This window comes from Streptomyces sp. AB3(2024) (assembly GCF_041862025.1).
In the GTDB taxonomy this organism is placed as follows: Bacteria; Actinomycetota; Actinomycetes; order Streptomycetales; family Streptomycetaceae; genus Streptomyces.
This window is the reverse complement of the sequence record NZ_JBGWAB010000018.1, coordinates 81,331-91,766: the sequence shown is the minus strand read 5'-3', so window position 1 is coordinate 91,766 and position 10,436 is coordinate 81,331. Positions and strand designations below refer to the sequence as shown.

9 protein-coding genes are annotated in these 10,436 nt (G+C 77.2%); 6 read left to right on the top strand and 3 right to left on the bottom strand.

What is annotated here, in order from left to right:
* Positions 1–261: 261 nt before the first annotated feature.
* Entirely contained in the window at positions 262–363 is a 102-nt protein-coding gene (locus ACEPPI_RS10845) for a putative leader peptide (RefSeq protein ID WP_371679515.1), read from the bottom strand.
* Between the two features lie 148 nt (positions 364–511).
* On the opposite strand from ACEPPI_RS10845, the gene ACEPPI_RS10840 reads away from it, so the two are divergent.
* The 6 genes from ACEPPI_RS10840 to ACEPPI_RS10815 all read left to right on the top strand — a co-directional run bounded on the left by ACEPPI_RS10840 (position 512) and on the right by ACEPPI_RS10815 (position 5,733).
* A complete protein-coding gene (locus ACEPPI_RS10840) occupies positions 512–1,225 on the top strand; it encodes a GNAT family N-acetyltransferase (RefSeq protein WP_373915012.1) in 714 nt (237 codons plus the stop codon).
* 86 nt (positions 1,226–1,311) lie between these two features.
* Entirely contained in the window at positions 1,312–1,452 is a 141-nt protein-coding gene (locus ACEPPI_RS10835) for a hypothetical protein (RefSeq protein ID WP_158740743.1), read from the top strand.
* Positions 1,453–1,520: 68 nt separating this feature from the next.
* On the top strand, positions 1,521–2,696 hold the full coding sequence (locus ACEPPI_RS10830) for an LLM class flavin-dependent oxidoreductase (protein ID WP_373915011.1): 1,176 nt from the start codon (positions 1,521–1,523) through the stop codon (positions 2,694–2,696).
* A 139-nt stretch (positions 2,697–2,835) separates the two neighbouring features.
* Positions 2,836–4,203 carry an NtaA/DmoA family FMN-dependent monooxygenase gene (locus ACEPPI_RS10825; protein ID WP_373915010.1) on the top strand — a complete coding sequence of 456 codons (1,368 nt, stop codon included), beginning with the start codon at positions 2,836–2,838 and terminating at the stop codon, positions 4,201–4,203.
* 11 nt (positions 4,204–4,214) lie between these two features.
* A complete protein-coding gene (locus ACEPPI_RS10820; RefSeq protein WP_373915009.1) occupies positions 4,215–5,339 on the top strand; it encodes an LLM class flavin-dependent oxidoreductase in 1,125 nt (374 codons plus the stop codon).
* A 97-nt stretch (positions 5,340–5,436) separates the two neighbouring features.
* Positions 5,437–5,733 carry a WhiB family transcriptional regulator gene (locus ACEPPI_RS10815; RefSeq protein WP_373915008.1) on the top strand — a complete coding sequence of 99 codons (297 nt, stop codon included), beginning with the start codon at positions 5,437–5,439 and terminating at the stop codon, positions 5,731–5,733.
* 11 nt (positions 5,734–5,744) lie between these two features.
* Here ACEPPI_RS10815 and ACEPPI_RS10810 read toward each other — a convergent pair whose 3' ends face one another.
* Together ACEPPI_RS10810 and ACEPPI_RS10805 are read right to left on the bottom strand one after the other, a co-directional pair.
* Entirely contained in the window at positions 5,745–6,656 is a 912-nt protein-coding gene (locus ACEPPI_RS10810; RefSeq protein WP_373915007.1) for a hypothetical protein, read from the bottom strand.
* On the bottom strand, positions 6,614–10,396 hold the full coding sequence (locus ACEPPI_RS10805) for a hypothetical protein (protein WP_373915006.1): 3,783 nt from the start codon (positions 10,394–10,396) through the stop codon (positions 6,614–6,616). The genes ACEPPI_RS10810 and ACEPPI_RS10805 overlap by 43 nt, the downstream gene beginning before the upstream one ends.
* Positions 10,397–10,436: the final 40 nt, after the last annotated feature.

Sequence of the window (10,436 nt, the reverse complement as noted above, 5' to 3'; positions counted from 1 at the left end):
CCGGGACTGCCGGCCCCGCCCGCCCGCGCCCGGCGAGGGCGGGACAGCGGGTACGGGCAGCCCGCGCCCGGCCGAGAGCGGGTCCGGACACCCCGGCCCGTGGCGGCGGACGACAGGCCCGTGCGGCCACCGGCCTCACCGGCCGCCCCTGGGGTCCGGGGCCCCGACGCGGCCCGGCAGGGCCGGGCCGGGTGTCGGCGCGGTGCGGTACGGCCGGGCCCCGGAAGGCCGGGGGTGCGCCCTCGCGGCGGCGGGGCCGGGTCAGCGCCGGGTGGCGCTGCTGACGCGGAGGAGGTCGATGTGCAGGCGTCGGGTCAGCCACCAGCGGCGCGGGCCGGAGCGGGGCGTCTGTACCGGTGTCACGGAAATCGACCTGCCCCCCGCTGTCCCCGGGGCTTACCCTGCCCCTGGCCGTCGCTGTCCCCCGCAGTCTCGTGGCACCGTGCGGGGCCGTCAAGAAGGCGGTCAGGGGCGGCCGTTGAACGCCCCCACGGAAGGATCCCCGCACTCCATGCCCACCGAACATCCCGCCGCCCCCCTGGACAACCCGGTGTGGGCGTCCCTGACCGGCCCCCACCGGGCCTTCGCCGAGACCGCCCCCGGCGGTCTGGCCGCCCGCTACGTGCCGGCCGCGAACCCGTTCGCCGCGCTGGGCGACCCCGCCGACCCCGCCGCCTGGGCCGACCTGGCCGCGCTGATCGGGCCCGGCGAGACGGTGTGGCTGACCGGCCTGCCGACCCCGCCGCCCGACTGGACCACGGTGCTGGTGATCCCCGGCGTCCAGCTGGACGGCCGGGCCGTGCGGGCCGAGGCCGCTCCGGAGGCCGTACGGCTCGGGCCGGACGACGTCGCCGAGATGACCGAGCTGGTCGAGCTGACGGAGCCGGGCCCGTTCCTGCCCCGCACCGTCGAGCTGGGCACGTACCTCGGGATCCGGCACGAGGGCCGGCTCGTCGCGATGGCCGGGGAACGCATGCACCCGCCGGGCTGGACGGAGATCAGCGCCGTCTGCACCCACCCCGACCACCGGGGCAGGGGCCTCGCGGGCCGACTGGTCCGCGCCGTCGCCGCGGAGATCCGCGGCCGTGGGGAAACGCCGTTCCTGCACGCGGCCGCCGAGAACACCAACGCCGTCCGGCTGTACGAGTCGATGGGGTTCACCCTGCGCCGCGAGCCGGTCTTCATCGGCCTGCGCACCCCCGAGGCCGACGGGATCCGGCCGTAACACGGCTTAACACGCGGTTCATTGAGTGCCGCCGAAGTCTCCCGTAGCGTCGGTGGAACGGGAGCACGGACGGAGGGAGGAAGGCCGTGGCGGTGAACACGTGGCAGATCAGCGGTCGTCCCGCCCTCCGTCCGGCTCCCGTGCTCGCCCCGCGCCGACTGGTGCGCCTGCACGCGCGCACCCACGTCGACCTCCAGCGGGTCTGCGCCTCCCTCTGTCGTCCCTGATCGCGTCCTCCGCCGCCGCGGCGCCCCGCCCGCGGCCGCCGCACGCCCGATCAGGAAGGCAGTTCCGCGTGCCCGCATCCGACCCCGCACCGCTCCACCTGGCCGTGGCCCTCGAAGGGGCCGGCTGGCATCCGGCCGCCTGGCGCGAACCCGGCGCCCGGCCGGGCGAGTTGACCACCGCCCGCTACTGGGCGGACCTGGTCGCCGAGGCCGAGGCCGGCCTGCTGGACTTCGTCACCTTCGAGGACGCGCTCGGCCTGCAGTCCACCGACCCGGCCGAGGCCGACGGCCGTACGGACCTGGTCCGCGGCCGGCTCGACGCGGTACTGGTCGCCGCCCGGGTCGCGCCGCTGACCCGGCACATCGGCCTGGTGCCGAGCGTGACCGCCACGCACACCGAGCCCTTCCACGTCTCGAAGGCCGTGGCCACCCTGGACCACGTCAGCCGCGGTCGGGCCGGACTGCGCGTACAGATCTCCGAACGCCCCGACGAGGCCCGCCACTTCGGCCGCCGCACCGCACCGGAGCCGGCCGCCGTCCTGCTGGCCGAGGCGGCCGACCACGTCGAGGTGACGCGGCGCCTGTGGGACAGCTGGGAGGACGACGCCGAGATCCGGGACGTGGCCACGGGCCGCTTCGTGGACCGGGAGCGGCTGCACCACATCGACTTCGAGGGACCCCACTTCAGCGTCCGCGGCCCCTCGATCACCCCCCGTCCCCCGCAGGGGCAGCCGCCGGTGAGCGCCCTGGCGGCCGACGCCTCGGCGTACCCGCTGCTCGCCCGGGCCGCCGACCTCGGGTACGTGACCGCCCGGGACGCCGGACAGGCCCGCGCCGCCGTGGCCGGGATCCGGGCCGCCCAGGAGGCGGCGGGCCGGGCCGGTCGGCCCCTGCACGTGTTCGGGGAACTGACCGTCTTCCTGGACGCGAGCCCCGGGGCGGCGACCCGGCGGCTCCAGCGGCTGGACTCCGTCCACGGGTCGGCGTGCACGAGCGACGCCCTGCTGTTCGCCGGGACTCCCGTTCAGCTCGCCGACCTGCTGCTGGACTGGCGGCGGGCCGGCCTGAGCGGCTTCCGGCTGCGGCCCGGGGTGCTGGCGCACGACCTGCCGGCGATCACCCGTGGCCTGGTGCCCGAGCTGCAGCGGCGGGGAGCCTTCCGGCGTTCCTACGGGGCCTCCTCGCTGCGCGGCCTGCTCGGACTCCCCCGCCCCGCGAACCGCTACGCCCGGCCCGCCGCCTGACCGCGCCGCCCCGGCCCCGGCCCCGCCGGGACGGGGCGACCACACGACGCACGGGCCACGACCCGGAGGCCGGCACCGCACAAGCCACCACCGCACAGGCCGCCACGCACGGGCCACGACCCGGAGGACACGTACCGCCATGGGCAAACCCCTCAAGCAGATCCATCTGGCCGCGCACTTCCCCGGGGTCAACAACACCACCGTGTGGAGCCACCCGGAGGCCGGCAGCCACATCGACTTCGACTCCTTCGTCCACTTCGCGCGGACCGCCGAACGCGCCCGCTTCGACTTCCTCTTCCTCGCCGAGGGACTGCGGCTGCGCGAACAGGGCGGCCTGATATACGACCTGGACGTGGTCGGCCGGCCCGACACCTTCACGGTGCTCTCCGCCCTCGCCGCCGTGACCGGGCACCTGGGCCTGACCGGCACCATCAACTCCACCTTCAACGAGCCCTACGAGGTGGCCCGCCAGTTCGCCACCCTCGACCACCTGTCGGGCGGCCGGGCCGCCTGGAACGTGGTGACGTCCTGGGACGCCTTCACCGGCGAGAACTTCCGGCGCGGCGGCTTCCTGCCGCGCGAGGAACGCTACGGGCGGGCACGGGAGTTCCTGGCCACCGCCCACGAACTGTTCGACTCCTGGGACGGGGGCGAGGTCCTCGCCGACCCGGCGTCCGGGGTCTTCCTGCGGGACGCGGGCGCGGGCGCCTTCGTCCACCGGGGCGGACAGTTCGACATCTCGGGGCGGTTCAACGTGCCGCGCAGCCCCCAGGGCCGTCCGGTGATCTTCCAGGCGGGCGATTCGGACGAGGGCCGGGAGTTCGCCGCGGCCGACGCCGACGCCATCTTCGGCCGGTACGCCACGCTGGAGGAGGGCCGGGCCTTCTACGCCGACGTCAAGGGCCGGCTCGCCCGGTACGGCCGCACCCCGGACCAGCTGAAGATCCTGCCCGCGGCCACCTTCGTCCTCGGTGACACCGACGCCGACGCCCGGGAACTGGCCCGCGAGGTACGCCTCGCGCAGGTCAGCGGGGCCACGGCGATCACGTACCTGGAGCACGTCTGGAACCGGGACCTGTCCGCGTACGACCCGGACGGCCCGCTCCCGGAGACCGACCCGGTCCCCGGGGAGAACACCGTCGCGCGGGGCCGGGCCAGCGTGCGCATGTTCCGCGACCCGCTGGCCACCGCCCGGCAGTGGCGGGAGCTGGCCGCCGCCCGGAAGCTGTCGATCCGGGAGCTGGTGATCGAGACGACCGGGCGGCAGACCTTCATCGGCTCGCCCGCCACCGTCGCCGGCGCGATCGACGACCTGGTCCAGCAGGACGCGGCCGACGGTTTCATCCTCGTCCCGCACCTGACGCCCGGCGGCCTGGACGGCTTCGCCGACACCGTCGTCCCGCTGCTCCAGGAACGGGGGGTCTTCCGGCGCGAGTACTCCGGCCCCACCCTGCGCGACCACCTGGGCCTGGCCGCACCGCGGATCCCGGCCCCCACCGGCCCCTGAGGAGGAACACCGTGTCCCGTACCCCCCTCGGGGTCCTCGACCTCGTCCCCGTCCCGTCCGGCTCCACCGCCGCCGAGGCGCTGCACCACACCGTCGCCCTCGCCCGGCAGGCCGAGCGGCTCGGCTACGCCCGCTACTGGTTCGCCGAGCACCACCTGAACCCGGGGGTCGCCGGGACCTCGCCCGCCGTGCTGCTGGCACTGACCGCCTCGGCCACCTCCACGATCCGGATCGGGTCGGGGGCCGTACAGCTGGGCCACCGCACCGCGCTGTCCACGGTGGAGGAGTTCGGGCTGATCGACGCCCTGCACCCGGGCCGTCTCGACCTGGGCCTGGGCCGCTCGGCCGGCCGGCCTCCGCGGCCCGCGCCGGACGCTGCCCCGCCCTTCGAGGGGTGGACGCCGGGCGGGCTGCGGATACCGCCCCGGTTCTCCTTCGCCCACCTCCTCGGGCACCCCCGCGTGGCCCTCCAGCAGCGGCTGCTGAACCTGCCGGGGGCCGTCCCGCAGGACTACGCCGAGCAGGTGGGCGACGTACTGGCCCTGCTGCGCGGCGAGTACCGCTCCCCGGAGGGGGTGGAGGCGCACGCCGTCCCCGGTGAGGGGGCCGACGTCCAGGTGTGGATCCTGGGCAGCAGCGGCGGGCAGAGCGCGGAGGCGGCCGGCGCGAACGGGCTGCGCTTCGCCGCGAACTACCACGTGAGCCCGGCGAGCGTGCTGGAGGCGGCGGAGGGCTACCGGGCCGCCTTCAAGCCGTCCGCCGCGCTGGACCGGCCGTACCTGACGGTGTCCGCGGACGTGGTGGTGGCCCCGGACGACGCCGGGGCCCGGGAGCTCGCCGCCGGGTACGCCCCGTGGGTGCGCAGCATCCGTACGGCCGAGGGCGCGATCCCCTTCCCCTCGCCGCGGGATGCGCGGGAGCTGGTGGCCGGGTGGTCGGCGGCCGATCACGCGCTGGTCGCCGACCGGGTGGAGACCCAGTTCGTGGGGTCGCCGGCGACCGTCGCGGACCACCTGGAGCGGCTGCGGGAGGCCACCGGCGCGGACGAGCTGCTGATCACGACCATCACGCACTCGCCCGCAGACCGGGTGCGCTCGTACCGGCTGCTGGCCGAGGAGTGGGCCCGGCGTCCTTGACCGGTGCCGGACCGAGGCGGTCCGCTCCGCCGGGTTTCGCACGGCTGCTCGCGGTCAGACGCGGGAGGAGCCACGGAACCTACGGAAGGGAACTGCCGTGAACGACGTCTCCCGTCTGCCCGGCGCCGCGCACCACCACTGGCAGTGGCAGGCACGGGCCGCCTGCCGGGGCCTGGGCCCCGGCCGGTTCTTCCACCCCGCCGGAGAGCGGGGCGATGAGCGCGAGGACCGGGACGAGGCCGCCAAGCGGGTGTGCCAGGGCTGCCCTGTGCGGGCGGCCTGCCTGGAGCACGCGCTGCGCACCCGTGAGCCCTTCGGGGTGTGGGGCGGGCTGACGGAGGAGGAGCGGCGGCGGCTGCTGTCCGGCGCCGCTCCCCGGCCCGTGTCGGTGTAGCACCGGGCCCGCTACGGGCGCGCCTCCTCCCAGGCGCGGGCGAACAGTTCGTGCGGGGGCAGCGGGGCCAGCAGCCGCTCCGTCATCGCGTACAGGCTCGTGCCCGCGGCCCAGGCCAGGTGGCCCTCCAGTTTGGCCTTCTCCAGCGGAAGGTGCGGGGCCTTGAGGTCCGCCCAGTCCCCGGGGAGGAACGCGGTGCGGCCCGCGCGGGCCCGCTTGCCGCTCTCCACCGCCCCGGCCGCGACCAGTTCGGCCTGGGCCGCCTTGTGCCGGGCCGCCGTCCAGCCGTTCCAGCGCCGTACCGCCCGGTCGGTGGGCCGGGCGAGCGCGAGCAGCTGGAGGTGGAGGGCGGCGGCGTCCGCGCCGACCCCGAGGGTCCGGGCGACCTCGGCCACCAGGTCGGGGGCGCTGAGCGAGGGGTCGGTCTCGTAGCCGCCCGGGGGCACGGGGGTGTCCGCGGCGCGGGCGGCGAGCCGGTCGAGTCCGTCCAGGAGCCGGGCGGTGCGCGGCAGGTCGTCGAGGACCCAGGCCGGTCCCCGGGCCCCGCACGTCGCGGCGGCCCGTTCCGCTCCGCCGGGGGCGGTGAAGGCGGCGGCCCGCAGGAAGGTCTCGCCCGAGGGGGCGCCGACCAGGAGGGTCCCGTCGTCGTGGACCGTGTCGGGTACGGCGCCCTCCGCCATCGGGCCCGTACCGGGCAGGACCCGCCCCCGGTACGGGGCGAAGGCCGGGTCGGTGGTCACCGCCCGCCCCAGACCGGGCAGCTTTCCGAGGGGGATCAGCGCTCCGGGGCCCGCGAGCTGCTCCCGCAGCCGCCGGTGCAGGAGCAGGGCCCCGCTGCGGGCGGGATCCCCGACGGGGCGTTCGGTCAGCGCCCAGGCGATCACGGTGGCGGCCGTCCGGTGGGCGGGTGCCGAGGAGGCCACCCAGCGTCCGGCCGTGCCGTCCGGTTCTGCGTACCGCAGTTCCAGGGCGCCTCGGCGGTCCCGGGTGAGGAGGAAGCCGTCCTCGCCGAAGGGGTCGCCCTGCGGGGCGCGTCCGGCGGGCAGGCTCCGGGCCCAGCTCTCGTGCAGGCCCAGCTCGGCCTCCAGGGCGGCGGCCAGTTCCTCGTCGGTGGGGTCCGCGCCCCCGCGTCGGGGGGGGCCGCGCCCCCGCGGACCCCGTTCCAGGCAGCGGCCATGCGCTCGGCCGCCGCGGTCATGCCGGTGGGCTCCCACAGGTCGGCGGGGTCCTGCGGGAGGCCCGCGGCGAGGACCGCCCGGCGTCCGGCCGCGCCCAGTGCCCGGCAGAGCTCGCCGTAGGTGGAGACCATGGCCTTGGTCGCCTTGTACGGGGCCCCGCCCAGCAGGCGCTGGTGCTCGTCGTGGCGGTCGCGGCCCGGGAACCCGGCGAGGACCAGGGCCGCGACGGGGCCGCGTACGCCGGTGAGCCGGGCGAAGGCCTCGCGGGCGGCGGGGGGCGCCGTCAGCGGTCCGCGCCCGGCGAGCAGTTCCAGCAGCCGGGGCAGGCGCGCGGTGTCGTCCGTGTCGACGGTGAGGGTCTCGCGGTCCTCGGCGCCGTCGGGCTCGGGGTCGGCGGCCCGCTGGAGGAACCATTCCCCGCCGCCGTCGGCGGCGATCGAGGCGAGGGGGTGTCCGGTGGAGCGGACGGCGGCCAGGGCCTCCGGGGCCGCGCGGCCGGTGCGCCAGGTGCTGCCCGGTTCGGCGAAGGGCTGCCCGCTCCAGGTCTCCAGCAGGGCGGCGAGGGCGGCCCGGTCCGCGTCGGGGGTGGTGGCGGCGCAGGCCCGCCAGGCGACGGCGCCGATCCGGCCCACGAGCGGCTGCCAGGGTGCGGGGTCGGCGGGCAGGGCCAGGAGCCGGGTCTCCTCGTCGATCTCCCCGCGCAGGTGGCGGCCGTCGGCGGCAACGGCGGTGAGCAGGGCGGGCTGCGGCTGGGGCTCCGGGCTGCCGTGGTAACGGCGCTGGTCGGGCAGCAGTCCGTACAGGGCGGGGGTGAGTTCGGTGTCGGGCACTTCGGTGCGCAGCGACACGGCCGGTTCGGCGCGCAGGAGGGTGACGCGGCGGGACAGGGCCCGGCGGCGGCGCAGGACGTCGGCGGCGTGGTGGGCGGCGCGGGCGACGCCTTCGGCGATCCGCGGTTCGAGCGCCCCGGGGAGCGCTGGGGCCGGGTCCTCGCGCAGGGCGGCGTCGAGGAGGTCCCGTACGAGGGGGTCGGCGACGGCGCGCAGGGCGCGTGAGGAGGTCTCGTCGCGGGGGGTCAGGAAGTGCCAGAACGCCGGCGGCGGTACGGGTCCGGCGCCGTCGCCGAAGCCGGGGGCGCGGCGGCGGTCGGAGCCGGGGAAGCCGTGGACCTGCCACAGGAGGGAGTTGTCCTCGGCGGAGTGGCAGCGGACGGTCTCCTCGCCCGCGAGGACCGCGTCCTCGCCGCCCGCGGGCATGCGCACGACCGCCCAGGGCCGGCGGGCCAGGCGGCGGCTGCGGTACGGGGCGCTGCGGCCGTCGGTGCCCTGGAGGAGGAACTCGCGGGGCGAGGGGCCGGCGTAGGGGGTGCGGTGGAGGACGCGGAATCCGACGAGGCGGCCGTCCTGTCCGAGTGGGGAGGCGGGGGCGCCGGGGGGCAGCACGGCGAGGGACTGCACGTCCCCGAAGAGCTGGGTGCCGGGCGGGGTTTCGGTGGCGGTGTGGAAGGCGGGCGGGGTGCGGTCGGTGCCGCGTTCCCCGGTGTCGGGGTCGACGCGGGTCCAGCTGCCCCAGGAGCTGAAGGTCCGGGTGCTCCAGAAGCGGGTGCCGTCGCTCATCTGGACGTCGTGGTGACCGATGCCCCCGTGCCCGCCGGGGCGCAGGACGGCGCGGCCGTCGTGGCGGCCGGTGCCGTCGGGGGTGGCGAACTGGTAGCCGAGGCCGTTCTGGACCATGCCGCCGTAGCGGCGCAGGCCGTGCGTCCGCTCGGGCTCGAAGACGTCTTCGGGGTGGCCGGTCCAGAAGGCGCGGTCGGGGACGTTGTTACCGGCGTCGCTCCAGGCGACGAGGAACTGTCCGCCGATGTGGTGCACGGTGAGCGAGGGCGCCGCGGCGGCCGGCTCGTCGGGGGTTGCGGCGGGCCGGGGTGCGGCCCCGGGGATCCGGAAGGTGCAGGCGTCGCGCCGGCCGGCGTGGTCGACGGCGAGGGCGCGGTCCGGGCCGTAGACGGTGAGGACGGGCCAGGTGCTGGTCACGCCGACGACCCGGTCGGGGCCGCCGAGCTCGGCGACGGCCTCCTCCAGGGCGGGCCAGCCGAATTCCTCGGGGAGCCCGGCGCGCAGGGCGCGGCCGAGGGGGCCGGTGAGGTCCAGGGCGGCCAGTGCTTCCTCGATGCCGTCCAGGGCGCGTGCGGTGGGGCGGTCGAGCAGGCCGTGGAGCTCGTCGACGGCCTCGTCGGCGGCGGCGAGTCCGCCGCCGCGCAGGGCGTCGAGGAGGGCTTCGACCCGGCCGTGCACCCCGGCGGTGATGCCCGCGTTGCGCGGGAGGCGGGTGATGGCGCTGCCCGCGGTGCGCAGGGCCTCGTGGACGGTGCCCTCCAGGCGGGGGCCGAAGACGGGGTCCGCGGCCAGGGCCTTGAGGTCACGCCGGGAGCGGCCGTCCCAGAACACCAGCTCGACGGCGGGGCCGGGGTCCTCGACGGCGATGCCCTCGGCGAGGCAGGCGTCGAGCAGGTCGGCGTCGAGCCCGGGGTAGCGGTAGCGGTCCTCGTGCAGGCGCAGCGGGGCGGCGGCGCGCAGCCGGGGGGCCCAACGGGTCAGCAGTTCGAAGAGTTCGGCGGGCATGGGCTGGCGCATGACGCCGCTGCCGGAGCGGCCGTGGCCGAAGCGGCGGGTGTAGCGGGCGAACCAGCCGTCGAGGCCGCCCTCGGGGACGATCCGGCCGGCCGCGGCGGCGTCGGCGGCCCCGCAGGCCAGGAGCAGCCGCAGCCAGGCACCGGCGTCGCCGCGGCTCTCGGGGAACAGGTCGAGGAGCGGGGCGGCGGTGTCGTCGGCCGGGGGGTGCGCGGTCAGCAGCGGGGTGGCGGCGTCGAGCAGCCGGTCCGGGACGTCCTTGCCGTGGGCGGCGCCGAGCAGGACGCCCAGCAGCCGGGCCTCCTCGGCGGTGTCGGCTCCGGCGGCGCGGACGGACAGCCGCAGGCGGCGGGCCAGGTCGGCGGGGGGTTCTCCGGGCGAGGCGGCCCAGGCCTCCAGGAAGCGTACGAACTCCTCGTGCGCGGCCCGGGGGTCCAGGGTGGCTGCGAGCCAGGTCTGGTGGGCACCGACCGCGGTGGCGGGGAGGGCTCCGGCGCGGGCGAAGAGCAGGGTGTTGGCCCGGTGCCAGTCGGGGTCTACGGGGAGCCGGTGGGTCTGCTCGGCCTTGCGGGCGAGGGCGTGGGCGCGGGCGGCGGAGCGCAGGTGCCAGGGGATCAGCCGGTGCCCGATGGCGTCCCAGAACCAGGGCAGGTGGGCGGGTTCCAGGGCCCTGACCCGCCGCTCCATGCCGTCCACGTACCGGCCGGGCTTCTCGTAGGCGGTGTGGAGGGTGGAGAGGGCTTCTTCGAAGAGCGCGGCGGCGTCCGCGGCACGGGCGGGATCGTGGGCCGCGGCCCAGTCCGGGTAGACGGTCGAGCGGTGCGGATCGGCCGGCGGCAGGATCTGGATCTTCATGGGCCGATCCTGGCACGCCCCTGTGACAGCCCCCCGGCCC

Excerpts from the sequence above, each read along its gene's own strand:
- ACEPPI_RS10825 (WP_373915010.1), top strand. The coding sequence starts at position 2,836 with ATGGGCAAACCCCTCAAGCAGATCCATCTGGCCGCGCACTTCCCCGGG.
- ACEPPI_RS10840 (WP_373915012.1), top strand. The coding sequence starts at position 512 with ATGCCCACCGAACATCCCGCCGCCCCCCTGGACAACCCGGTGTGGGCG.
- ACEPPI_RS10805 (WP_373915006.1), bottom strand. The coding sequence starts at position 10,396 with ATGAAGATCCAGATCCTGCCGCCGGCCGATCCGCACCGCTCGACCGTC.